The 23980-nt window shown below is 58.9% G+C and carries 19 protein-coding genes; 10 read left to right on the forward strand and 9 right to left on the reverse strand.

The window, feature by feature from the left end:
- Positions 1–100 precede the first annotated feature (100 nt).
- Complete coding sequence (locus GOX63_RS17890) at positions 101–1078, forward strand: HpcH/HpaI aldolase/citrate lyase family protein (RefSeq protein ID WP_170327728.1); 978 nt, start codon at positions 101–103, stop codon at positions 1076–1078.
- 107 nt (positions 1079–1185) lie between these two features.
- On the opposite strand, the gene GOX63_RS17895 is transcribed toward GOX63_RS17890, so the two are convergent.
- From GOX63_RS17895 to GOX63_RS17905, 3 genes are all read right to left on the reverse strand, one after another.
- The gene (locus tag GOX63_RS17895) at positions 1186–2862 is read right to left on the reverse strand and encodes a BCCT family transporter (RefSeq protein ID WP_170327727.1); all 1677 of its coding nucleotides are present in this window, start codon (positions 2860–2862) and stop codon (positions 1186–1188) included.
- Positions 2863–2945: 83 nt separating this feature from the next.
- Entirely contained in the window at positions 2946–4004 is a 1059-nt protein-coding gene (locus GOX63_RS17900) for a hybrid-cluster NAD(P)-dependent oxidoreductase (RefSeq protein WP_170327726.1), read from the reverse strand.
- 78 nt (positions 4005–4082) lie between these two features.
- Positions 4083–4958, reverse strand: coding sequence for a LysR family transcriptional regulator (locus GOX63_RS17905; RefSeq protein WP_170327725.1), 876 nt, complete (start codon positions 4956–4958; stop codon positions 4083–4085).
- Positions 4959–5084: 126 nt separating this feature from the next.
- On the opposite strand from GOX63_RS17905, the gene GOX63_RS17910 reads away from it, so the two are divergent.
- Entirely contained in the window at positions 5085–6167 is a 1083-nt protein-coding gene (locus GOX63_RS17910; RefSeq protein WP_170327724.1) for an amidohydrolase family protein, read from the forward strand.
- 17 nt (positions 6168–6184) lie between these two features.
- Positions 6185–6538: a Rieske (2Fe-2S) protein gene (locus tag GOX63_RS17915; protein WP_170327723.1), complete on the forward strand. Its 354-nt coding sequence runs from the start codon at positions 6185–6187 to the stop codon at positions 6536–6538.
- A gap of 71 nt (positions 6539–6609) precedes the next feature.
- Here the strand turns inward: GOX63_RS17915 and GOX63_RS17920 are convergent, their stop codons facing one another.
- Both GOX63_RS17920 and GOX63_RS17925 read right to left on the reverse strand, forming a co-directional pair.
- Positions 6610–9714, reverse strand: a complete 3105-nt coding sequence (locus tag GOX63_RS17920) for an efflux RND transporter permease subunit (protein WP_170327722.1) — start codon at positions 9712–9714, stop codon at positions 6610–6612.
- 56 nt (positions 9715–9770) lie between these two features.
- The gene (locus GOX63_RS17925) at positions 9771–10895 is read right to left on the reverse strand and encodes an efflux RND transporter periplasmic adaptor subunit (RefSeq protein ID WP_170546675.1); all 1125 of its coding nucleotides are present in this window, start codon (positions 10893–10895) and stop codon (positions 9771–9773) included.
- Positions 10896–11303: 408 nt separating this feature from the next.
- Between GOX63_RS17925 and GOX63_RS17930 the strand changes: the two genes are divergently transcribed.
- Complete coding sequence (locus GOX63_RS17930; protein WP_170546678.1) at positions 11304–12302, forward strand: GlxA family transcriptional regulator; 999 nt, start codon at positions 11304–11306, stop codon at positions 12300–12302.
- Positions 12303–12321: 19 nt separating this feature from the next.
- On the opposite strand, the gene GOX63_RS17935 is transcribed toward GOX63_RS17930, so the two are convergent.
- On the reverse strand, positions 12322–12759 hold the full coding sequence (locus tag GOX63_RS17935) for a MarR family winged helix-turn-helix transcriptional regulator (RefSeq protein WP_170546681.1): 438 nt from the start codon (positions 12757–12759) through the stop codon (positions 12322–12324).
- 108 nt (positions 12760–12867) lie between these two features.
- On the opposite strand from GOX63_RS17935, the gene GOX63_RS17940 reads away from it, so the two are divergent.
- Complete coding sequence (locus GOX63_RS17940) at positions 12868–13296, forward strand: organic hydroperoxide resistance protein (RefSeq protein ID WP_170546684.1); 429 nt, start codon at positions 12868–12870, stop codon at positions 13294–13296.
- Between the two features lie 182 nt (positions 13297–13478).
- Here the strand turns inward: GOX63_RS17940 and GOX63_RS17945 are convergent, their stop codons facing one another.
- The gene (locus GOX63_RS17945) at positions 13479–14423 is read right to left on the reverse strand and encodes a PDR/VanB family oxidoreductase (RefSeq protein ID WP_170546686.1); all 945 of its coding nucleotides are present in this window, start codon (positions 14421–14423) and stop codon (positions 13479–13481) included.
- Between the two features lie 137 nt (positions 14424–14560).
- Here GOX63_RS17945 and GOX63_RS17950 point away from each other — a divergent pair, with 137 nt between their 5' ends.
- The 5 genes from GOX63_RS17950 to GOX63_RS17970 all read left to right on the forward strand — a co-directional run bounded on the left by GOX63_RS17950 (position 14561) and on the right by GOX63_RS17970 (position 20994).
- Positions 14561–15466, forward strand: coding sequence for a LysR substrate-binding domain-containing protein (locus GOX63_RS17950; RefSeq protein ID WP_170327716.1), 906 nt, complete (start codon positions 14561–14563; stop codon positions 15464–15466).
- Positions 15467–15568: 102 nt separating this feature from the next.
- Positions 15569–16726, forward strand: a complete 1158-nt coding sequence (locus tag GOX63_RS17955; protein WP_170327715.1) for an aromatic ring-hydroxylating oxygenase subunit alpha — start codon at positions 15569–15571, stop codon at positions 16724–16726.
- A complete protein-coding gene (locus GOX63_RS17960; protein ID WP_170327714.1) occupies positions 16723–18174 on the forward strand; it encodes an aldehyde dehydrogenase family protein in 1452 nt (483 codons plus the stop codon). The genes GOX63_RS17955 and GOX63_RS17960 overlap by 4 nt, the downstream gene beginning before the upstream one ends.
- A 2-nt stretch (positions 18175–18176) precedes the next feature.
- Positions 18177–18416 carry a hypothetical protein gene (locus GOX63_RS17965; protein WP_170327713.1) on the forward strand — a complete coding sequence of 80 codons (240 nt, stop codon included), beginning with the start codon at positions 18177–18179 and terminating at the stop codon, positions 18414–18416.
- Between the two features lie 157 nt (positions 18417–18573).
- Positions 18574–20994, forward strand: coding sequence for a GcvT family protein (locus GOX63_RS17970; protein WP_170546689.1), 2421 nt, complete (start codon positions 18574–18576; stop codon positions 20992–20994).
- A gap of 57 nt (positions 20995–21051) precedes the next feature.
- Here the strand turns inward: GOX63_RS17970 and GOX63_RS17975 are convergent, their stop codons facing one another.
- The gene (locus tag GOX63_RS17975; protein WP_170327711.1) at positions 21052–22371 is read right to left on the reverse strand and encodes an aspartate aminotransferase family protein; all 1320 of its coding nucleotides are present in this window, start codon (positions 22369–22371) and stop codon (positions 21052–21054) included.
- Entirely contained in the window at positions 22368–23888 is a 1521-nt protein-coding gene (locus GOX63_RS17980) for a trimethylamine methyltransferase family protein (RefSeq protein WP_170546691.1), read from the reverse strand. The genes GOX63_RS17975 and GOX63_RS17980 overlap by 4 nt, the downstream gene beginning before the upstream one ends.
- Positions 23889–23980 lie beyond the last annotated feature (92 nt).

Below are 23980 nucleotides of genomic sequence, written 5' to 3' on the forward strand. Positions count from 1 at the left end.
ACGGCAACGGCGAAGTCGAAGCCAAGGTCAAAGCCGAGGTCGCAGACCTCTGCGCCAAATTCCCAATCTATCCCAACCTGTAAGTTGAAGGACCCGAACCATGAGCTTTCATTCCATTGAACAAGCCCCTGCCCGTCTGAACCGCAGCGAGCTGGCCGTTCCGGGCAGTCAGCCCGGTATGTTCGAAAAGGCGGCGCAGTCGAATGTAGACGTCATTTTCCTTGATCTGGAAGACGCCGTTGCGCCCGATGAAAAGGAACAGGCGCGCAAGAACATCATCGAAGCGCTGAACGACATCGACTGGGGCAACAAGACCATGTCGGTGCGGATCAACGGTCTGGACACCCACTACATGTACCGCGACGTGGTGGATGTGGTCGAACAGGCTGGTGAACGGCTGGACTTGATCATGATCCCCAAGGTCGGCACCGCCGCTGATGTCTATGCCGTCGATATGCTGGTTACTCAGATCGAAGACGCCAAGGGCTACAAGAAACGCATCGGCTTCGAGCACATCATCGAAACTGCGCTGGGGATGCAGAATGTCAGCGAGATCGCAGCCGCGTCGAAGCGCAACGAAAGCCTGCACTTTGGCGTTGCCGACTATGCGGCCTCGACCCGCGCGCGGACCACGATCATCGGCGGCGTGAACCCCGACTACTCGGTGCTGACCGATGCGGACGCGGATGGTGGTCGCATGACCCATTGGGGCGACATGTGGCACTACGCTCTGGCCCGTATGGTGGTTGCCGCCCGCGCCAATGGCCTGCGCCCGATTGATGGGCCTTTCGGCGATTTCCAGGATCCCGACGGCTATCGTGCCGCGGCCAAACGTGCGGCGGTTCTGGGTTGCGAAGGCAAATGGGCGATCCACCCCAGCCAGATCGCGCTGGCGAACGAGGTGATGTCGCCGTCCGACGCCGAGGTCAACAAGGCTCAGCGCATTCTTGTTGCCATGGCCGAGGCCGAAGCCGCAGGCAAAGGCGCGGTTTCGCTGGACGGCCGCCTGATCGATTATGCGTCGATCCGTCAGGCTGAAGTACTGGTAGAGAAAGCGGGCCAGATCGCTGCGGCCTGAACCGTTCAAGCCTGTAAAACAGAAAATGCGAGGGTTTGCGCCCTCGCATTTTTTGTGCGGTTGACCGCGTCGACTTGGCCAGCCCATCAGGGCTGGCCGGGATTTCGTCAGTTAGCTTCTTCAGCTTCGGCAAAGGTACTCTGCACACCATGCGACGACCGGATGCTGTCGCGCCAGATCGCTTTGATCAGGGCAATACACATCAGAACCATCACCAGTGAGAACGGCAGCGCACCGATCACCATCGCTGTCTGGATCGCCTTCAACCCGCCAACCAGCAGCAGTGCCGCAACAACCAGCCCCAGAGCAACGCCCCAGAAGATGATGTGAGGCCGCGCCTTTGGACCTTCGTCGCCCGCCGCGTTGATGGTGTTGACGATAAGCACCGCCGAGTCCGCCGAGGTCACCAGATAGGTCATCAGCAGCACAACGATCACGATCGCCATCATCCAACCCAGCAGCTCACCCAGCATGAAACCGGTCATCGCAAAGATCTTGTCACCGTCGGAGGCACTGAAGATGACGTCATTTGCGCCACCGTTCAACTCCAGATCAATCGCAGTTCCACCCGCGAAGGAGAACCAGACAAAGCACATGATCGCAGGCACGATCACCGCACCCAGAACGAACTCGCGAATGGTGCGGCCGCGCGAGATGCGGGCTAGGAACAGGCCGACAAACGGTGCGAATGCGACCCACCAGGCCCAGTAGAACACCGACCAGCCGCCCTGCCAGCCTTCCAGACTGTCGGCGACGCCTCCGGCCCCGTCACCGCGGAAGACGGTAAACAGCATGCCCGGCAGCGCAACCAGGTATTCCCAGACGCCGACAAACAGGGCGTGCAGGCCAAAGAAGGTCGAGCCAAAAATCAGGAAGAACGACAGCAGGAAGATGGACAGAACCATGTTCAGGTTCGACAGCCACTTGATGCCTTTGCCCACGCCGGACAGGGCCGACAAGGTAGAGGCCCCCATAATGACGACGATAGCAAATATGATCCCGACCGAGGAGGCCGTGCCTTCATCATTCAGCAGCCACTCACCTACTCCGATGCGTGCCATGCCAGCAACGAATTGCTCGACCCCGAAGCCCAGCGTTTGCGCAACGCCCAGAATGGTGGCGATCACCGCAACGATATCGATGGCGTGACCCAGCCAGCCCGACAGGCTGGAACCGAAAAGTGGTGTCAGCGACGACCGGATGGTCAGCGGCAGGCCACGGCGATACGCGAAATAGCCCAGCCCCAGACCGGCAATCGCATAGGACGCCCAGGCCGAGAACCCCCAGTGCAGATAGGACCATTTATAGGCATTCAAGACGTTGTCCGCCCCTGCCCCGGTCGCAAGGCCTTGGATCACATCCGGGTTGTTCTTGAAGTGATAGACCGGTTCAGCCACGGCCCAGGTCAGCATCCCCACACCGATCCCGGCCCCGAACATCATGGAAAACCACGAGAAGTTGGAGAACTCCGGCACATCGTCATCCATGCCGATTTTCAGCCGGCCCGCTGCGGGCCAGATTGCCAACCCAATGCAAACCAGCACGAACAGGGCCATCACGTAGATGTACCAGCTGGCAAAGTTGGACAGGATAAAGCTGTTGAACCCGGACAGGACCGTTCCGGCCTGCTCGGGGAAGGCGACCGCCCAAATTACAAGGCCGCCTACCGCGAGCTTTGCCGTTACGGTTACATCAACGCTGAACCCCGAATAAAACCCGGTATCTGCGGTTTTAATCGGCAGGTCCGTCAATGGCTCCGCGATTTTGTTGTCGTCGTTTGACATCCTAAGTCCTCCCTTTGGATTGTCTCTTGTTTGGGTGAAACGGTTCCTCCGCTTTCATTTGTTCTTGTTGTGGTTTTTGCCGGTCACGCGTCCAACGCGACCGGTCCTTTAGGCCAGCTGCAGCAGGCCAGCACGTAGCCCTGTTCGGTATCGCCGGGTTGCAGCCCGCCCATGTCCTGCATTTCGACGTCGCCCTGGGTCAGGCGCACTTTGCAGTTGCCACACACGCCCTGCTGACAGGCGGAATCGATCCAAACCCCGGCATTCAGCGCTGCCTCAAGCAGGGTTTGGCCTTCGTCCGCGTGCCCATGCAGACCGCTGAGCGAGAAATAGACCTCACCCCCTGTGCCGCTGCTTTCTTCGATGGTGATCTTCTCGCCAAAGCTTTCCTCGTGCACCGCAGCAAACGGGATGACCGAGGCCACGTCGCGCGCTGCTTTCATGAAACCCTCGGGGCCACACATGAAAATGCTGCGCTCGGCGTGATCAGGCACAAGACGCTGCAGCAGGTCAGCCGATATCTGACCGGTTTCGCCCACGAACCCGTCTTCGGCCTCATCCACAATCATGTGGACAGTCACATTGGCAAAGCGTCGGTTCAGAAATTCCAGCTGATCGCGGAAGATGATGTCTTTCGGCGAGCGCGCGAAATGCACAAAAACGATGTCCTTGGGCAAGGTCACGTCGGTGACGTATTGCAGCATCGACATAACCGGAGTGACGCCTGAACCACCGGACAGGAACAGAGGCTTGTCGCTGGGAATATCCACCCAATTGAAGCCGCCGGTGATGTCCGCGATCTCAAGTTCCATGCCGGGTTTCATTTGATCGTTCAGATAGTTGGACACCATCCCACCCGGAACACGCTTGACTGTAACCTGAATGTTGTGAGGCCGGGTCGGCGTGGACGAGATCGAATAGGCGCGCACATGCGGCTTGCCCTCGATCTCGAAACAGAAGGTCACGTACTGGCCGGGCTTAAAGTCGAAGCTGCGGCTTTGCGTGTCTTCGAAGACGAAGGTCTTGCTGTCATGTGTTTCGTCGATCACCGCCTTGCAGGTCAAAGTGGCAGGCCCACCCGCGTAGCAGGGTTGGTTATTGGCTGAACTCAGGGAAAACGGACTGTCCGTCGCAACGAGCATCTTGCGGAAACCTCCAGAATAGGGTTCGCGCGAGGATAATGGTGCAGTGGAACTGAAAAACGGCGCAGAATTGCGGTATCAATCGGTTAAAACGATTGATCGGTACTGGATCAGTTCTTTGAACAGGGTGACGGCCTGCGCCACCAACGCATCATGACGTTTTCGCACATGAACGATGGAATAGATGGGCTGGGGGATCACGGGTGCATCCATCACCCGTTGCAATGACGGATACTCGGCGCACAGGCCCGGGGCGGCAAAGCCGGGGAAATAGGCGGTTCCACCGCTGGATTTCAGGAAGTCCAGCGCAAGATCGTCGCTTCCAACAACGGTCGAGCTTTGCGGCTGATCCGAAAAGGCCTCATCATGCTGGCGGTCAAAATAGGATGTATAGGCGACCTGAATGTAACGCGGCCAGGATACATCCTCGACCCGGTCACAATCGGTGGACAGCATTACATAGCTTTCGCTGCCCAATTCGCTGACAAACATGTCCGGTGCCTGCTGCGGGACGAAGACAATTCCGATATCAGTCTCACCGGTCAAAACATCGCGTTGAATCTGTTGTGAGAAGTTGGCCTCGAGATACAGATCCAGATGCGGGTTTCTTTCCCGGACCACCTTCGCCCAATCGATCAGCACAGATCGCGCCAGGCTGAACTGAACGGAAATCCGCAAACGCTGTCTTTTGCCACCGCCACCGGCCTCGACATCACGCCGCGCAAGGCTCCAGGCGGCCAGCAGCGATCGGCAATGGGTTTCAAATCGCCGACCCGCAGCCGTGGGCTCGGCCCCGCCCCGACCGCGCTCGAACAGGCGCGTGTCCAGCTCCTGCTCCAACTGGCGGATGCGGGCGCTGACTGTGGATTGGGTCACATTCAGACGTTCGGCGGTGCGGTTGAAGTTCCGCGTTTCCAGAACATCCATGTAGGTCACTAGCAGTTGGCGGTTCATTTAATCGAAAATCTCGATTGATAGATGAGTTTCAATTGCATTTATTTGTCAAAACTTCGCAGATATCAAGCGTCGTTGAACAAGATAAAAAGCCCGCCCTTTTGGCGCCAGCAACAGGAGAAGTTCATGTTCATCGTCGATTGCGACTGCCACAACTATTGGTGCAGCGCCACGGTTCTGGAACCGTATATGGATGGTCTGTTCAAGGACATGTTTGTCCGCGGCGAGCGGACCGGCCCGCGCGGTGCCTTCCCCCACGGCCACCGCCCATGGTTCCACCCCGAAGGTTTCGCCCGCCATGATGTGAACCCGATTGAGGAAGACGATAACTATCTGATAATGAAAGAAAAGCACCTCGATAAATACAATATCGACGTTGCAATTCTGACCGGCGACGAACCGATCGAAGCCTCGACCTTGGCCAACCCCTATTACGCCAATGCGCTGTGCAAAGCCTATAACGACTACATGATCGACTACTGGCTGCCCAAGGACGAGCGGTTCTGGGGATCAATCGTGGTGGCACCGCAGGATCCGCACCTCGCCGCTGCTGAAATCCGTCGCGTCGGCGGCCATCCCCGTGTCGTTCAGGTTTTGGTGAGCCACGGCGCCGCCCGCCCCTACGGCGATCCCTTCTACCATCCGATCTATGAAGCCTGTGCCGAAATGGGCCTGCCGTTTGCCATGCACCTTGGCGGACAGGGTGGTATCAACTCGACCCCCATCGGTGCCGGGCCTTCGACCTTCTTCTGGGAAACCCATGCGATCCTGCCGCAAACGGCTATGACTCACATGGCCAGCCTCATCGCCCATGGTGTGTTCGAAAAATGGCCAGAGCTGAAGGTGGTGATCATCGAATGTGGCGTCGCCTGGGTGCCATCGGTCCTGTGGCGTCTGGACTCGAACTACAAGGCGCTGCGCAAGGAAACGCCGTGGCTCAAGCGGCTGCCGTCCGAGTACTTCAAATCAAACATCCGCATGTCGACCCAGCCGCTGGAGCAGCCCGAGAACATCCAGCACCTGTGGGCCACGCTCGAGGCGATGGATGGCGAGAACACCCTGATGTTCGCGTCGGACTATCCGCACTGGGATTACGACGACGTCAACAAGCTGCACGTCCCGCCTGCATGGCGCGAGAAAATCTTCGGGCTCAATGCGTTGGACGTCTACACCCGCCTGCCGCGCCCTATGGCGCACGCCGCAGAATAAAGAAGGAGCTTTCGACCATGGCAAACAAGCATTTCGCCTGCAAAACCGACGAAGTTCCCGCCAATGCGGCCAAGATCGTCACCGTGTCAAACATGCCGATCGGCGTATTCAAACTGGATGACGGCTATCACGCGCTGCTGAACATCTGCCCCCACAAAGGTGCCGCCCTGTGCGAAGGGCCGGTTTGCGGCACCACCCGCGAAACCGACTCGACCGAGTTCGTCTATGACCGCGCCGGTGAGATCGTCCGTTGCGCCTGGCACGGATGGGAATTCGACATTCGCAGTGGCGAGTTTCTGGTGGACTCGTCCATCAAAACACGCCGCTTTGACGTCTCGCAGGAAGGGGACGAGCTTTACGTCCACTTCTGAAACCCCCCACAACTGTCTTCCGTCAGTTGTGACCGACTGGCGCTGCCCAAATAGCTGGGTAGCGCCTTTTTTCATTCCGTCGCGACGCGTCTGACCACGCGGTAGATCATCACGAAGAAGACCGGCACGAAGACAACGCCCAACACCGTGGCCGAGATGACGCCACCCATCACGCCCGAGCCCATCGCCGTACGCCCCCCGGCACCCGCGCCGGTGGACAGGACCAGCGGCAGAACCCCCAGCGAGAACGCCATCGAAGTCATCAGGATCGGTCTGAACCGCTGATGCGCCGCGTCCTTGACAGCTTGCAGCAAGGGTTCTCCGGCTACGACCTTGTCGCGGGCGAACTCGACGATAAGAATCGCGTTCTTACCGGTCAGACCAATCACCGTCAGCAGTGCAACCTGGAAATAAACGCCGTTTTCAAACCCGCCCAGCCAGGCCCCGACCAATGATCCGGTGACACCGATCGGCATCGCCAGCATCACCGCGAAAGGAATGGTCCAGCTTTCGTACAGGGCCGCAAGACACAGGAACACTGCGGCCAAAGACAGGGCATAAAGCATCCCTGCCTGATCCCCGGATTCCCGTTCTTCCAGCGACAGACCCGTCCAGGCGATCTGATATCCCGGCGGCAATTGCTGTGCCAGCGCCTCGATTTCGGCCATTGCTTCACCCGTGGTGAATCCTGGTGTAGGGCTGCCCTGCAGCTGAATGGCCGACACGCCGTTATAGCGATACAGCCCCTGCGGCCCGAATTGCCAATTCGCGGACGAGAAGTTCGACAGGGGCACCAGCCCACCGGAATCGTTGCGCACCCGCCAAGCCTCGATATCCTCGGGGACCATGCGGTACGGCGCGTCGCCCTGAACGTAGACGCGCTTGATCCGGCCCCGGTCCAGGAAGTCGTTCACATAGCGCCCGGCCCAGGCCACCGACAAAAGCTCACCTACTTCCTGCGCGGACAGCCCCATCGCACCGGCGGCGCGCCAATCCAGATTGATGTTGAACTGGGCCGCGTCCTCAAGTCCGTTCGGGCGGATCGAGGCTATCTTCTCGCTTTGCATGGCTAGGCCCATCAGTTGATTTCGGGCCTGCATCAACTCTTCATGGCCTTGGCCATCACGGGCCTGCAGGTAAAAGTCGAAACCGCTGACGTTGCCAAGCTCGATCACTGCGGGCGGCACAATCGGGAAAACAAAGGCTTCCTGAATCTGCGAGAAGGCACCAAAGGCCCGGCCTGCGATGGCCTGAACGCTGCGATCCGGGGTCTTGCGTTCGTCCCAATCCTTCAGGCTGATAAAGGCAATGCCCATATTCTGCCCCAGCCCGGCAAAGCTGAAGCCGCGCACGGTAAAGACCGACTCGACGTTTTCGGCCTCATTCTCCAAATAGTACTGCTCAATCTGTTCCAACACTTCCTCGGTCGCCCCAGCGGTAGAGCCGGTCGGGCCCTGAACCAGAGTGAAAAGGATGCCCTGATCCTCTTCGGGCAAAAAGCCGGTCGGTGTGCGGGCAAACAGGAACACCATCGCGGCACCGATCAGCAGATAGATCAATCCCACACGCAGCGGGCGCCGGATCGAGAACCCGACCAGCGACGAATAACTCTCGGTCAGCCGGTCGAACCCGCGGTTAAACCATCCGAACAGGCCGCGATTGCGCTTGTCATGATCGGGCTTGCGCAAAAGCGTCGCGCACAAGGCGGGCGTCAGAGTCAGCGCCACCACAACCGACAGCATCATGGCCGAGACGATCGTGATCGAAAATTGCTGGTAAATGACCCCGGTCGAGCCGCCAAAGAACGCCATCGGGATGAACACGGCGGACAGAACCAGAGCGATCCCGACCAGCGCGCCGGTGATCTGACCCATGGATTTCCTGGTGGCTTCGTAAGGGGAAAGCCCTTCTTCCTCCATGATCCGTTCAACGTTTTCGACCACGACGATGGCGTCATCCACCAGCAGGCCGATTGCCAGAACCATCGCCAGCATGGTCAACGTGTTGATCGTGAAACCAAAGGCCGAGATGATCGCAAACGTTCCCAACAACACGACCGGCACCGCGAGGGTCGGAATGATTGTTGCGCGCAGGCTTTGCAGGAACAGGAACATGACGAGAAAGACCAGAACGATCGCCTCGATCAGCGTGTGGACCACTTCTTCGATCGAAATCTCGACAAAGGGCGTGGTGTCATAGGGTACGACGTATTCCACGCCGTCTGGGAAAAAGGCCGAAACCTCGTCTAGCTTGTGCTTCACCCGCTCTGCCGTATCCAGTGCGTTGGCGCCCGAGGCCAGCCGGATGGCCATGCCCGCAGTGGGCTTGCCGTTGAACCACGCGGATGTGGTATAGCTTTCGGCCCCTATCTCAACCCGCGCCACGTCGCGCAGCAGGACAAGCCCGCCATCGGTTTCCGCGCGCACCACGATCTGTTCAAAGTCTTCAGGCGTGGACAACAACGATTGCGCAGTGATCGTGGCGTTCAGGGCCTGCCCTTCGACCGCTGGCAGAGCGCCGAATGACCCCGCCGAGACCTGAGCATTTTCTTCCGACACCGCCTGTACGATATCCGCGGGCGTCAACTCGAAAGCGGCCAGCTGTTCGGGGTTCAGCCAAATACGCATCGCATATTGCGCGCCAAAGACCTGAACGTTGCCGACCCCTTCCAGACGGCTGAATTCGTCGACCATGTTGGACACCATATAGTCCGACAAATCCACCGCATCGAGGCGGTCATCGGTCGACACAAGTGCTGCCACCAGAAGGAAACCACCCGAGGATTTCTCGACGATAACGCCTTGCCGTTGAACCGTTTCCGGCAGCAGCGGGGTCGCCTGGCTCAGCTTGTTCTGCACCTGCACCTGCGCAATGTCCGGGTCGGTGCCGGTTTCAAAGGTCAGCGTGACCGTGGATGTCCCGGTCGAAGTCGAGGACGAGTTGATGTATCGCAGCCCATCAAGGCCGGTCATCTGCTCCTCGATCACTTGCGTCACGGTGTTGTTCACGGTCTGGGCAGAAGCGCCGGAGTAAGACGCAGTGACCTCAACCGTCGGCGGTGCGATCTGCGGGTATTGCGCAACCGGCAGGTTGAAAACAGCCAGCGTGCCGATGCCCATCAGCAGAATGGAAATGACCCATGCAAAAACAGGTCGGTCGATAAAGAAACGTGCCATGGGGAACTTTCACATTTTGTTGCGGGAGTCTGAGCGCCTTAGTCCGTCCGCGCGGTTCAGGACTCCGGTTCCTCGGTTGGGGCTACCGTCGCGCCGACCCCTATCTTTTGCAGCCCCGCAACGATCAGGCGGTCACCGGCCTTCAGGCCGTCCGTCACGATCCATTTGTTGCCTTCGGTGCCTCGCACGGTCAGAATCCGTTCGGCCACCGTATTGTTTTCGTCCACCACCATCGCGGTCGGCTGGCCGCGCCGGTTGCGCGCGACGCCCTGCTGCGGTGCAAGCACTGCGCCCCGCAGAACCTCGACCGGCAGATGCGCAGTGACATACATGCCGGGCAAGACAATCTGGTTGGGGTTCGGGAACTCGATCCGCAGAACCGATACACCTGTCTGCGGGTCTACCTGTGGTTCCGCCGCAAGAACTGTTCCGGTCTGATCAAAGGTCGACCCGTCCGCCAGCGAAACCGTCACTGTCGGGTCGATCGTTTGCAGAGCTGCCGTCTGCGAGGCTACGGCCCGGTTGAACCGCAACACATCCTGAGTTGAGACAGCAACGTCCACATAGACACGGTCAATCTGTCGGATGACAGCCAGCGGTTCGGCCTGCTGTGCGGTGACCAGCGCGCCTTGCGTGGCCAGCGCCCGACCGACGCGGCCTGAAAGGGGTGCGCGGATCGTTGTATGCTGCAGGTCGATCTTTGCGGTTTGCAACTGTGCCTGCGCCACCAGCAAAGCCGCCTTGGCCGCGTCGCGCTCTGCCACAGCGCTGTCAACCGCCTGCTGGCTGGCTACGTTACGCAGCAACAGCTCTGCCACGCGCTGTTCTTCCTTTTCCGCGGCCGTCAGCCGAGCCTTGGCCTGAGCGACACTCGCAGTGGCCTGTTGCACCTGCGCGTCATAGACGTCATCGTCGATGCGATACATAGCATCGCCTTCCTGAACGGTGCCGCCTTCCTGAAACAGACGTTCGACAACAATTCCAGAGACCTGCGGCCTGACTTCGGCCACACCCAGCGCCGCGACGCGGCCCGGCAGTTCGGAAAACAGGGTCACGTCCTGCGCTTCCAACGTTACAACGGTCACCGGCACTGGATTGTTGGATTGCGCTGCGGCCAAGGACGTCAAACCGGAAAGCAATACAGTCAATGACGTAAGCAGGAAGGCTCGGGTTCTGAGCATCTTTTGCGTCTCCGTTCGGTGTTTTGTCTTAAGAAATAGTCGTGATTTGAGCGGCTTTTGGTGCCACTCAGGGTGTTAGAAACTTGTTCAGGCAAGGCGGCGCAGAATGAAAATCCATCAGGCGCAATTCTGCAGCGCTCTTCCTTCCCATAAATTCCTGATGAAGAAATGCAATAGACTTTTTACCCTGTTGCGTCCACTTCCCGTCTTCACATGTCCTTGTGCGTTTTCGAACACTTGAACATCTCTGCCCTGGCCGATGGAACTATTGACCGGAACATCCAGGGCCAGCTTTCCGGCCCACCATAAGCCTGGTGGTCGAGCGTTTCAGCTTGAGAACTCTGACTGGACTAAGTTGAGGGGATCAATCATTATTTAGAAAAACAAAAAGACACGCGTCAGACCGGAATGAAGCCGCCCCTTTCACATGATCACCCTGTTACAGATACCGGCCCAAAACCGCATCTGTTTCACTTTGTCCTGCTGCCGCATTTTTCACATTTGTCGCTGATTTCGGCCATCGAGACGTTGCAGAATGCGAACCTCGTTGCGGACAGAAAGCTCTATGACTGGACGCTGTGCGGCACCGGAGAACAGGCCGTTCGATCCAGTATCGGATGTGATGTTGCGGTTGATTTCGCGCTGAAGGATGTCGCGGCGGCCCGGGATATCGTTGTGGTTTCGGGCGAGCATGTCTTTGAGTTGGACGCATTCGACCTTGAAGTCAGCCTTGGGCGCCTCGCGCGCGGCGAGGTGCGCGTCACCGGGCTGGGCACCGGGGCCATACTGATGGCTCAGGCGGGCCTGATGGAAGACGCAACTGCCGCGATTCACTCTTGGTACAGGGTCGGTTTCAAGGAAACCCATCCAGGTGTGGAACTCAGCCGACAGACCCATGTCTCAGAGTCCCTGCGCTGTTCCAGTTCGGGCGGTGTATCTGCCATCGACTTGTTTTTGGACTTCATCGAACAGGATCACGGCGCGGATTTCGCCAGCGGCGTTGCTGAATGTATGTGCTACACGCCGCTCAGGCAGATTCAGAAATCCGTCGACACAAGTATCCCAAATAGTCTGACAGTTCCAAACCGCACAGTATCGCGCGTGATCGCAGCGATGGAAAAACAGATCGAAGAGCCGGTGTCACCCGCCGTTCTGGCGGATCAGGCCGGTATCTCGCGACGGCAGATCGAGCGGCTCTTCAAGAAATACCTGGGTATCACCCCAAAACAGCATTACAGAAAAATCCGCCTGAGAGAGGCCTACCGGCTGCTTATTCAGTCATCTCAACCGATCATCGATGTTGCCCTGGCCACCGGGTTCGAAACGCCCAGCCATTTCTCGAGGTGCTTCAAGGCCGAATTCGGCGAAACTCCGTACCAACTCAGAAACAGGAAGCGGATGGATTGAATGTCCCGCCGATGTCCGATCAGACCTCTGATCGCAAGCGAGCGGCAAGGGCCTGTATTTGACTCCGCAGCGCGTTCAGCTCGTCATCGTCCCGGCCTGTTGCGCGCGAGATGCACAGGCCGATCTCATACGCCTTTTCTTCCAACGCCCGCCCTTTTTCGGTCAGCGAAATCGTCACGCTCCGCTCATCTTGCGGATTGCGCAGGCGCTGCACCAGATCAGCCCCCTCCATCCTTTTGAGCAATGGGGTCAACGTGTTGCTTTCCAACGTCAGCGCGTCACCCAACGCGCTGACCGAACGGTTGTCGGTTTCCCAAAGCGCCAGCAAGACAAGGTATTGCGGGTAAGTCAGCCCAAGCTCGGCCAGCAACGGCCGATACAAGCGCCCCATCGCGTTATTGGCGGAATACAGTGCAAAACAAAGTTGCTGGTTCAGAGGTAAGGCCTGTTTGGTCATTTGGTTTATTTAAATCGCGAGCGACTTAATCGCAAGAGATTGACAGGTAGGAAATCACCTCTTATTTGATCGCGCACGATTAAATCGCTAACGATAAAGGAGAGCGCAATGTCCGTATCCCCCCTTTACACAGCCCACGGTGCCGCAACCGGTGGCCGTGACGGCAAAGGCACAATCACCGGTTCCGACGTGATTCTGAATCTGGCCACGCCCAAGGAAATGGGTGGCAATGGGAACGGCAATAATCCCGAGCAGCTTTTCGCGGTTGGGTACTCGGCCTGCTATATTGGGGCTATGCAATACGCGGCGACGCAGGACAGCAGCCTGCCGAAAGTCCCAGCCGATGTTAAAGTCGAAGCTGCCGTTGGCATTGGCCCACGTGAGGCTGGCGGTTTTGGACTGACCGTTTCTCTGACGGTTACCCTGCCGGGTGTGGACAAATCCGAGGCCGAACGCCTGACCGCAGCAGCCCACAAAATCTGCCCTTATTCGAACGCCGTTCGGGGCAACGTGGACGTTCAAACCGCGCTGTCCTGATCGATTGTAAACACATTGCACCGTGTCCCTTTGGGCTTGGTGCAATGTCCCAAACCGCACCCGTCTTGCCCGCGATTGAAGGATTCAAAGCGCATCGTTGGATATTGCTTTAGCGAAGATCAAAGACGTGCGGGTTTTATTCCCAAGGGTCAAAACGATGCGCGTCCGGGGTGTGCCTGATGCTAGAGCGCCAGCACCAGACGGTCGGATTTTGCGCGCGACACACAGGTGCAGAGATAGCTGTTCGTGGCCTGCTCCTCGGGTGTAAGGATGCCATCGCGATGATCCACTTCGCCTTCAACGACATCAACCATGCAAGAGCCGCAGAGCCCTTCCGAACAGCCGAAATCCACATGGACGCCGTTGGTCTTGAGCACCTCGAGGATCGTTTCTTCCTTAGACACCGAGTAGACGGCGCCGGTGGAATGAACCTCAATCTCAAAGCTGTCATTGGGTGCGTGTTCGATCTCTGACGCGGCGGCGAACCGTTCGAAATGGATCGCACCACCGCGCAGAGCAGTGCCGGATTCCAATACGGCGTTCAACATCGGCTCGGGGCCGCAAGTATAGACGTCGGCCCCCATCGGCATGGATTGCATCACCGCCGCCAGATCGAACGCTCCATCGGTATCGTCACAATGCAAGTGATACCACTCATCCAGACCCAGAGCGCGGAACTGTTTGTCCATCGCGGCATAGTCTTTCGAACGCACGAGGTAATAGACGCGGAAATCCTGTCCCCGGTTCAGCAACTCGCGTGCCATTGCCACCAGCGGAGTGGCTCCAATACCGCCCGCAATCAGGGTAACGTGGCGATCATGGCTTTCCAGCGGAAAGTGATTGCGTGGCCCGCCGATGGCAAGCTCAGCGCCTTCCTCCAGATCATGCATGGCCTGGGATCCGCCGCGCCCGTCATCCTCACGTTTAACGGCCACGTTGATCATGCGGCCGTCTTGGCTCCAGCTCCAAAGCGAGTACTGGCGCACCAGATCCTCGGTCAGATGAACGTCCACGTGGGCGCCGGGTTCGAGGCCTGTGAACCGGCCACCGAGGATTTCGAAACAGAAATCCGACGTATCCGGGCTCAGTTCGGTTTTTCGGACAAGGCGCGCGGCTTGTGTGTTCATCAGGGTTCCCATCATTGTGTTTTGCCGGTTTCGCAACCGGCAACAAAACTGCAGAAAAAAACATATTTTTCAATTGCAAAATTTCTCATATTCGGTTGAAGCACACTCACGTAAATTCCCAGGACCACGCAGCACGCATGTCACGACGCCACTACAACCTACCTCCACTTGCCACGCTGTCCGCTTTTGAGGCGGCGGCGCGCCATCTGAGCTTCAAGGAAGCCGCAAGCGAGCTATCCGTCACCCCGGGTGCCGTGAGCCATCAGATCAAGGCGCTGGAGACCGACCTGAGCACGCCGCTATTTGTTCGCAAGCATAGGGGCGTCGAACTCACCGAAGATGGCGAGGCGCTCTACGAGGTTCTGGGCACATCTTTCCTCAAGGTGTCCAAAGTGTTGGAACAAGTTCGCAGCGGTGATTCCGAGAACCACGCCACTGTCGGATCGACCACCGCCGTTGCGGCCCTTTGGTTGTCGCCGTCGGTCATCCGGTTCTGGCAGGAATACCCGCATGTGAAAGTGAACCAGATGGCGCAGGATACGTCTTTTGCGGACCGCCCTGATCTGGATTTCTTCATCCGTTACGGGCAGGAGCCGAACTCCTCGTTGCCGCATACAAAACTCTATCGCGATACCCTGACGCCTGTGTGCAGCCCCGAATTGGCCGCGGAGTTGAAGGGGGCCAGCCTCGGTGACCTGACGCAGCACCGCCTGATCCATCTGGAAACCAGGGACAATACCTGGACCACCTGGCCGGAGTGGTTTCAAGAACTTGGCTATACCGGAAATTTACCGGCCCAATCGCGGGTTAACAGTTATGCGTTAGCCCTGCAGATGGCCCGCAAGGGGGCCGGCTTGGCGCTGGGGTGGAAGCGTCTGATTCAACCGATGCTCAGTTCGGGCAAGCTGGTGGCGCTTGAAGAGTTCAGCATTCCCGCCCCAAATAATTTCTTTCTGGTCGGGCGCGAAGATGAACACCTTTCCGAAGGTGCGCTGGCCCTCAAAAATTGGTTGCTAAACGAAGTGCAAGGCGGATCGGTTTAGCCAGCCTCACGCAACGGTTAGGATTTTTGGTATTGAAGACGTACCTTTTGCGCTGCCAATGGGAAGGAAATCCAAAGCTAAAGACAAACTCAGGAGTGACTGATGAACAAGCACGCATCGCTTTCGTCTGTTCTGACCCCGGTAAACACAGCGAAGGGGCTGCCGAACGAACATTATATCGACCCCGCCGTCTTCGCCGAGGAACGGGCCTCCGTCCTGTTCGCGAACTGGTCCGGTATCGGCTTTGGCAAGGACATCCCCGAAGCAGGCGATGCGAAACCGGTCGATTTCCTGGGAATGCCAATCCTGATGGTCCGCGACCGCAATGGTGAGATCGGCGTGTTCCAGAACACTTGCCGTCACCGCGGCATGATTCTGGTCGACAAACCTCAGAAAATTCGAGGTGCGATCCGCTGCCCCTATCATAGCTGGTGCTATGGCCTGAATGGCGAACTGCGCACCGCACCGCACGTGGGTGGCCCCGGTCAGAACACGCACGAAGACCTGGATTTCGCCGAACTGGGTCTGGTTCGCATCCGGTCCTACGTCTGGCGCGACGTTGTCTTCGTGAACGTTGACGGCAACGCCCCGGAATTCGAAGAGGTCCACGGCGAGCTGATGGAGCGCTGGAAAGAGTTCGAAAAGCCGATGTATCACGGTGGCGCCGGCGCATCCGTGCGCCTTGAGTTGGAGTCCAACTGGAAGCTCGCCGTCGAGAACTTCTGCGAGAGCTATCATTTGCCTTGGGTTCACCCCGGACTGAACAGCTATTCGCGTCTGGAAGACCACTACAACATTAACGAGCTTGGCAAATACTCGGGTCAGGGAACGCTGGTTTACCGCCAGTTCGAAGGTCAGGACGGTGAAAAACTGGACGACTTCGAAGGCCTGAGCGACAAGTGGAATGAAGGCGCAGAATACATCGTCGTCTACCCGAACGTGATGCTGGGCGTTCAGCGCGACCACGGCTTCGCCTTTATCCTCGAGCCCGTGAACCACGAAAAAACCATCGAACATATCGAGCTGTACTACGCCAAAAAGCCCGAAGACGCGCCCGAGCATGAACCTTTGCGCGCCAAAAACTCGCAGCTTTGGAAAACCGTGTTCGAGGAAGACGTGTTTGTTGTTGAAGGCATGCAAAAAGGCCGCCACGGCGTTCTGTTCGACGGGGGCCGCTTCTCGCCCGCAATGGACGGGCCGACGCACTGCTTCCACCATTGGGTCGCAACTCAGATCGAAAAAGGTCGCACAGAAGCATGAGCGACTTTCTGAAGGACGGTCTGGCCAGGAATTTTCTGGCCGGATCGTGGGTGGACGGCGACAACGGCGCGTCCATTGCCGTCGAAGATCCGGGCAATCAAGATCATGTGGCAGACTGCGCACGCGCGGGTGAAGAAAGCGTCGGCAAGGCGCTTGAGGCGGCGCGATCCTCGTTCGAACGGGGCGATCTAGCCGATATGAACCCGGCGGAACGTGGTCGGTTGATGATCCGCATCGCGCAGGAAATCCGTAACATTGCGGATGAAGGTGCCGTTCTGCTTTGCCGGGAAAGCGGCAAGACGCTTGAGGCTGCCCGGGACGAATTCATCGAGGCCGCGCAGTATTTCGAATACTACGGCGGCGTCGCCGACAAGATCGAAGGCAAATCGATCCCACTGGGTCCCGGCTATGCGGACTACACCGTGTTTGAACCCTATGGTGTATCGGCGCAGATCGTGCCGTGGAACTTCCCGGTATCGATCGCGGGCCGGTCGTTGGCACCGTCCATGGCGGCCGGCAACTCGACCATCATCAAATCTCCGGAACTGGACCCGATCGGCCTGGCCATGTTGGGCGTTGCGCTGGAGCGCGCCGAGGTTCCCGCGGGTGCAGTGTCGATCCTGAATGGTATCGGCTCGGATCTGGGTGCAAAGCTTGTAGCAAGCTCGCAGGTCGATCAGATCGTATTCACCGGTTCGGTCCCAACAGGCCAGAACATCCTGCGCTCGGCAGCGGACAACGTGATCCCGTCGCTGATGGAATTGGGTGGCAAGTCCGCGGCCGTGGCCTTTGACGATGCTGATCTGGATACGCTGATGTCCAGCCTGCAAAGCGGTGTTTTCTACAATGCCGGTCAGGTCTGCTCGGCCATGGCGCGGGTGTTGGTGCATCGCTCGATCTATGATCAGGCTGTAGAGCGCGCCGCAGAACTGGCCAACGGCCTGAGTGTCGGTCACGGTCTTGAAAACCCTGATCACACGCCGGTTATTTCGGCCCTGCAATTGCAGCGCGTGGAAGAGATCACCTCGACCGCCCGTCAGGACGGCGCACGCGTTGCAGCGGGCGGTGCACGACTGGACCGCAATGGGTATTTCATGGCGCCGACCATTCTGGCAGATGTCGATCCCGCAAGCCGCGTGGCGCAGGACGAAGTGTTTGGCCCCGTCACCTGCTTTACTCCGTTCGATACCGAAGCCGAAGCGATCGCTATGGCAAATGGCACTGAATTCGGGCTGGTCGCAGGTATTTTCACTCACGATCTGGCACGGGCGCATCGGGTGGCACGCAAGCTGCGGGCCGGGCAGGTTTTCGTCAACGAATGGTTTGCCGGAGGCATCTCGACCCCGTTCGGCGGCGTCGGTAAATCCGGTTTCGGACGTGAAAAAGGGCTGGAGGCGCTGTACAACTATGTTCGTACCAAGAACATTGCGATCTCGCTGAAAGGTTGACCGTGGATCTGGAAGACCTGGATAAGAAACTCCTGCAGGCACATTCGGATTACGATGTACCTGCGTTGATCTGCCTATACCACGAGGCGGCAAATCAGGCAGAGCAGCGTCAGGACCACGACGCGGCCTGCTTTTACCTGACCCATGCCTTCGTGTTTGCGCTGGAATTCGGCGCACCCGAAGCGGATGAGCTGAACCAAAAGCTCTTCGAACGTGGTCGCGCGCATCGTCTGGAGTTTTGAAACAGCGGGAGCAATGCCTCTCAGGCAATGCCCCCGTATTCTTGCCGCTGGCCCTTAGGTTTAACCCACCTCACCCCACCTTGAATTTTGTGGACATTGTCGATGGGCACCGGTTCGTGAAAGAAACTCAGCGAAACAAAACGCGCGAGATAACAAAATGCGAACAGAAGCTCAGGCCGTAGTCATCGGCGGCGGTGTAATCGGATGCTCGATCCTTTATCATTTAACCAAGTTGGGTTGGTCGGACGTTGTGCTGCTGGAACGGGATGAGTTGACCTCTGGCTCAACCTGGCACGCGGCGGCGAACATCCACGGGCTGCATGACAGCACCAATATCAGCCGTATCCAGCACTACACGATGAACCTGTATAATGCGCTGGAAGAGGAAACAGGCCAAAGCTGTGGCGTGTTCCAGCCCGGCTCGCTGTACCTGGCCCAAACCGAAGAGCGCGAGCATCAGCTCAAACTGCAGGCGGCCAAGGCCAAGCTCTATGGCATGAACTTCTATGAGATCAGCATCGAAGAGGCGCAGCGCCTGAATCCGCTGGTCAACTACGAAGGCATCCGTTGCGTGATGTTTGAACCTGACGGCGGCAATGTCGATCCCTCTGGTGTGACCAACGCCTACGCGGTTGGTGCGCGCCAGCGCGGCGCCGAGATTCACCGCTTTACCCCTGTCACCGCGACCGAACAGCAGGACGACGGCACCTGGATCGTCAAAACCCCGAAGGGCGACATCAAAACGCCATGGGTGGTAAACGCTGCTGGCCTGTGGGGCCGTGAAGTTGCCAAACTGGCCGGGATCGATCTGCCGCTGCAGCCGACCGAGCACCAGTATTTCGTGACCGAAGCGATGTCGGACGTTCAGGCCCACCACACCCGCCTGCCTTCGGTCTCGGATCGTGACGGCGAATACTATTTGCGCCAGGAAGGCAACGGCCTGCTGGTCGGTGCCTATGAGAAGGACATGAAGTTCTGGGCCGAAGAAGGTACCCCGCTGGACTTCGCGCACGACCTGTTCCCCGACGATCTGGAGCGCATCGAAGAGAACATGATGAACGCCATCGAACGTCTGCCCGCCGTGGGTGAGGCCGGGATCAAGCGGGTCATCAACGGCCCGATGATCTGGTCGCCGGACTCGAACGTGCTGATGGGACCAGTCCCCGAAGTGGACGGCTATTTCTGCTGTAACGGCATCATCCCCGGCTTCTCGCAATCCGGCGGCATGGGCCTGATGGCGGCGCAGTGGATCATCGAGGGCGAGACCGAATATGACATGTTCGCCTGGGACATGGCGCGGTTCGACACCTGGGCCACCAGGGAATTCACCATGGCCAAGGTGCAGGACCAGTACGCACACCGTTTTGCCATCCACTTCCCGAACGAAGAACGCAGCGCAGGCCGTCCTGCACGCGTGCGCCCGATCTATGAAACCCAGAAAGCCATGGGTGCGCTATTCGGCCTGAATGTCGGCTGGGAACATCCGCTGTGGTTCGCAGATGAACCGGGCGCCGTGGATACCAACGGCTTCACCCGTCAGAACTGGTGGGGGCCTGTGGGCGAAGAATGCAAGATGCTGCGAGATCGCGCGGGCATCATCGATATCTCGAACTTTGCCAAATACGTCTGCAAAGGTCCAAGTGCTGCCGAATGGCTGAATGCCGTCTTCGCCAACACCATGCCCAAGGCGGTGGGGAGGTCGTGCCTGACCCCGCTGATTTCGAAACGCGGCGGAATCGCAGGTGACTTCACCGTCACTCGCGTGGCCGAGGACGAGTTCTGGATCATCGGTTCGGGCATGGCCGAGCGTTATCACAAGCGGTTCTTCAAGCAGGTTTCGCTGCCCTTAGGCACAACCTTCGAAAGCAAGACCGAAGCGATGTGCGGCTTTAACGTAGCTGGCCCGAAATCGCGCGATATCCTGCAGCACCTGACCAACGCTTCACTGGCGACCGAGGACTTCCCGTTCATGCGTTCGGCCAAGATCGAGCTTGCAGGGGTCGAGGTTCTGGCCCTGCGTGTGTCTTTCACAGGTGATCTGGGGTGGGAACTACACTGCGCCACCGAAGATCAGGCTCGCCTGTATGACGCGCTGATCGAGGCTGGCAAGGATTTCGGCGCAGGCCCCGTTGGCAGCCGCGCGCTGATGTCGATGCGGGTGGAAAAGGGCTATGGTTCGTGGAGCCGCGAATACAGCCCCGAATACTGGCCGCATGAGGTTGGTCTGGAGCGCCTGTGTAAGTTCGAGAAGGACTTCCTGAACAAAGAGGCAGCGCTGAAAGTGCTGGAGAACCCCGCACGCGAACAACTGGTTCTGCTGCATCTGGACGAGGCCGACGTGACTGCCTCGAACGCGGACGCAACCGGCGGTGAGCCGATCTTTAAGGATGGCGACGGCATTGGACGCGTGACTTCGGGTACCTATGGCTACACCGTCGGCATGTCGCTGGCCTTGGGGTATGTCAAGAACGCCCAGCCGGGGGATGAGGTCGAAGTCATGGTTCTCGGGCGCCCGCACAAGGCGGTTATCCTGCACGAGCCGCCGTTTGACGCAGCGGGTAAAGTGCTGCGGGGCTAAGCCGACGCCTTCAAGAACAGAGCCAGTCGCGTCGGCTGGCTCTTTTGCTTTCAGGCGCTATCCCGTGGCGCGGCTAAAGGCCTGATCCAGACCATCCGCCACGTGATCGACGTCTTCCATCGACAGGCACATCGGCGGCACCATGCGCAAGCAGGATTGGTATGCGCCCGATTTCGACAGGATAATCCCGCTTTCGCGCGTGGCCTCAAAAACGGCGGCGGTGGTCTGCGGGTCCGGCTCTTTGGTCTTGCGGTCCTTTACCATCTCGACAGCCAGCATCAGACCGCGCCCGCGCACATCGCCGATGACCGAGTACTTGTCCTTCAGCACGTGCAGGCGCTCCAGCAAGGCGGACCCCACGTCGCGGGCGTTTTCGCGCACCTTGTCCCCTTTGATCACCTGCAGAACAGCCCGCCCTGCCGCGCAGGAGGTCGGATTGGCACCGTAAGTGTGAAACATGAACTTCTCAGCCATTGGGGCCGCAATTTCCTTGCGCGCGACCACCGCGCCCAACGGAAAGCCGTTGCCTATGCCTTTGGCCATGACCACGATATCCGGGATGACGCCATCGGCCTCAAACCCCCACATGTGATCCCCGGTGCGCCCGAACCCGGATTGCACCTCATCCGCGATATAGAGCCCTCCGGCCGCCCGCACCCGTTCGGCGGCACCGGTCATATACCCCTTGGGCATTTCGACGATGCCGCCATAGCCCTGCACGCTTTCCACGAAAATCCCGGCGACGCGGCCGGTTGTGGCGGCGTGTATGGTGCGCTCGATCTCGTTCAGATAGGGCTGCGCACCCGCGTTTTCGCCAAAGATGCCGCGATACTGATGCGGGTCAGGCACAAAGGCGACGTTGCCAGGCACCCCCGGATGGCGCCAGCCCGAGATCCCGGTGATCGATTGCGCCGCAGCCGTCGGGCCGTGATAGGCCGACCGCAACGCCAGCAGATCAAGGTTACCGGTAAAGCTCCGCGCCATGGTCATGGCGAGGTCGACCGCCTCAGAGCCCGAATTGGTAAAATGCACCACCCATTCGATGTCACCGTTGGGGTTGGGCATGGTGGCAGCCAGCTCCTCGGCAAAATGGGCGGGCACCGGATGGTAGAACATGGTGGTGCAATGGGTCAGTTCCTGTGCCTGCTCCATCGCCGCGGCGACCACCTTGGGGTGGCTGTGCCCGACCGAGATGCAGACGTTCATGCCCAGAAGGTCGGTGTATTTGCGCCCTTCGACATCCCAGAGGTACTGCATCGAGCCCTTCTTGAAGACCATCGGCTCTTTGAAGGGGACAAACTTGCGTTGGCTTGCGGCGTAAAAGGTATCTCGCCGCCGAGCGGTGTCGTTCAGGGTCCAGTCGGTTTGCATGTTCATGGCTGTTCTCCTTCGATTTCCCGGCTGCGGCGGGCGACGAATTCTTCTAGGGCTTCGCGGATTCCGGCGTCCATGGCCGGGGCTTCGTAGTCTTCGATCAATTGTTTCACCCGGGCGGTGGCACGGTCATGCTGCCAATAGGCACCCTCGGCCGCCCATTGTTCGTAGGTGCCGTTGTCGGACATGTCGCCCATCCAGAAGGCGGTTTCGAAATTGTCCTGCGTGTGTTGCGCGCCAAGAAAATGACCACCGGGTTCCACCTCGGAAAACGCCTCCATCGCCTGCGCGCTTTCCGAAAAATCGACGCCCTGAACAAAGCGCTGCATCGCCGCGCAGCGATCCGCATCCATGACGATCTTTTCATAACCGGTGGTCAGCAGCCCTTCGAGGCACCCCGTGGCGTGGATGATGAAGTTCACCCCAGCCAACGCGGCCCCCATCAATTGGGCCTGACTTTCATACCCCGCTTGCGCGTCCGGCACTTTGGAGGCGGTCAGACCGCCAACCGAATGGAACGGCAGACCCAGCCGGTCCGCCAGCGTCTTGGCGCACATCTGAAGTTGCGTACCTTCGGGCGTGCCGAAGGTTGGCGCTCCGGTCTTGAGCGATATGGGTGAAAAGAACGTCCCGAAAGCAGCCGGAGCACCGGGGCGGATGAGTTGGATCAACGCGACGGATGCCATCACCTCGGCCAGTACTTGCGCCAACGTAGCAGCCACCGAAACCGGCGACATCGCGCCCCCCAGCACGAATGGAGAGACCACCGTGCACTGCCCTGCCCGCGCGTATTCCTTCAGCGCCCACAGCATGGTTTCATCCATCACCAAAGGCGCGTTGGTGTTGACCACGGAATACAGCACGCAGTTTTCGTCAACGAAGTCCGCGCCCATGGCGATCTTGCACATCTCGATCGTATCGCGGGCCCGCTCGGGCGCGGTTACGGCCCCCATGAAAGGTTTGTCGTTCATGGTCAGATGGGTATGTGCCATCTGCAGGTGGCGCAGTGGCACGGGAATATCGACCGGTTCCACCACCACTCCGCCAGAATGGTTCACGGCGCCCAACTGATGGTGCAGCTTGGTGATATTCTGGAAATCTTCAAGCGTGGCATAGCGCCGTCCATTTTCCATGTCATGCACGAAGGGCGGGCCAAAGCTGGGGGCATAGACCTGAGCCTTTCCGCCGATCTGAATCGACCGGGCGGGATTGCGGGCGTGTTGGGTAAAGACAGACGGCGCGGTGTTGATCTTGTCACGGCACCAGCCGGGGTCAAACCGCACCCGCTCGCCCTCGACCCGCGCGCCGTGGGCCTTGAACAGGTCCAGCGTGTCGGGGTCACCGCGAAACTCCATGCCGATCTCGTCCAGAATTCGGTCGGCATTGCGCTCAATGATAGCGATAGCTTCGTCGTCGATCAGGCTGACCAGCCCGATCCGCCGCGTCACATAGGGGGTGGATACCGCCCCCTTGGCGGCCCGCGCTTGAACGCGCGATTTGCGGCCTGAACGACGTGACATGTGGTGCCTCCCCAATTCCTGTTGGATACGGCGCGGGAGCCCGTGCCGGTTCCCTGACTATGCATTGGAAACGGGTCGCGAACAGGGGGAGA

The organism is Ruegeria arenilitoris (assembly GCF_013031355.1).
GTDB lineage: Bacteria > Pseudomonadota > Alphaproteobacteria > Rhodobacterales > Rhodobacteraceae > Ruegeria > Ruegeria arenilitoris_C.

Excerpts from the sequence above, each read along its gene's own strand:
- GOX63_RS17890 (WP_170327728.1), top strand. The coding sequence starts at position 101 with ATGAGCTTTCATTCCATTGAACAAGCCCCTGCCCGTCTGAACCGCAGC.
- GOX63_RS17895 (WP_170327727.1), bottom strand. The coding sequence starts at position 2,862 with ATGTCAAACGACGACAACAAAATCGCGGAGCCATTGACGGACCTGCCG.
- GOX63_RS17900 (WP_170327726.1), bottom strand. The coding sequence starts at position 4,004 with ATGCTCGTTGCGACGGACAGTCCGTTTTCCCTGAGTTCAGCCAATAAC.
- GOX63_RS17905 (WP_170327725.1), bottom strand. The coding sequence starts at position 4,958 with ATGAACCGCCAACTGCTAGTGACCTACATGGATGTTCTGGAAACGCGG.
- GOX63_RS17910 (WP_170327724.1), top strand. The coding sequence starts at position 5,085 with ATGTTCATCGTCGATTGCGACTGCCACAACTATTGGTGCAGCGCCACG.
- GOX63_RS17915 (WP_170327723.1), top strand. The coding sequence starts at position 6,185 with ATGGCAAACAAGCATTTCGCCTGCAAAACCGACGAAGTTCCCGCCAAT.
- GOX63_RS17920 (WP_170327722.1), bottom strand. The coding sequence starts at position 9,714 with ATGGCACGTTTCTTTATCGACCGACCTGTTTTTGCATGGGTCATTTCC.
- GOX63_RS17925 (WP_170546675.1), bottom strand. The coding sequence starts at position 10,895 with ATGCTCAGAACCCGAGCCTTCCTGCTTACGTCATTGACTGTATTGCTT.
- GOX63_RS17930 (WP_170546678.1), top strand. The coding sequence starts at position 11,304 with ATGAAGCCGCCCCTTTCACATGATCACCCTGTTACAGATACCGGCCCA.
- GOX63_RS17935 (WP_170546681.1), bottom strand. The coding sequence starts at position 12,759 with ATGACCAAACAGGCCTTACCTCTGAACCAGCAACTTTGTTTTGCACTG.
- GOX63_RS17940 (WP_170546684.1), top strand. The coding sequence starts at position 12,868 with ATGTCCGTATCCCCCCTTTACACAGCCCACGGTGCCGCAACCGGTGGC.
- GOX63_RS17945 (WP_170546686.1), bottom strand. The coding sequence starts at position 14,423 with ATGAACACACAAGCCGCGCGCCTTGTCCGAAAAACCGAACTGAGCCCG.
- GOX63_RS17950 (WP_170327716.1), top strand. The coding sequence starts at position 14,561 with ATGTCACGACGCCACTACAACCTACCTCCACTTGCCACGCTGTCCGCT.
- GOX63_RS17955 (WP_170327715.1), top strand. The coding sequence starts at position 15,569 with ATGAACAAGCACGCATCGCTTTCGTCTGTTCTGACCCCGGTAAACACA.
- GOX63_RS17960 (WP_170327714.1), top strand. The coding sequence starts at position 16,723 with ATGAGCGACTTTCTGAAGGACGGTCTGGCCAGGAATTTTCTGGCCGGA.
- GOX63_RS17970 (WP_170546689.1), top strand. The coding sequence starts at position 18,574 with ATGCGAACAGAAGCTCAGGCCGTAGTCATCGGCGGCGGTGTAATCGGA.
- GOX63_RS17975 (WP_170327711.1), bottom strand. The coding sequence starts at position 22,371 with ATGAACATGCAAACCGACTGGACCCTGAACGACACCGCTCGGCGGCGA.
- GOX63_RS17980 (WP_170546691.1), bottom strand. The coding sequence starts at position 23,888 with ATGTCACGTCGTTCAGGCCGCAAATCGCGCGTTCAAGCGCGGGCCGCC.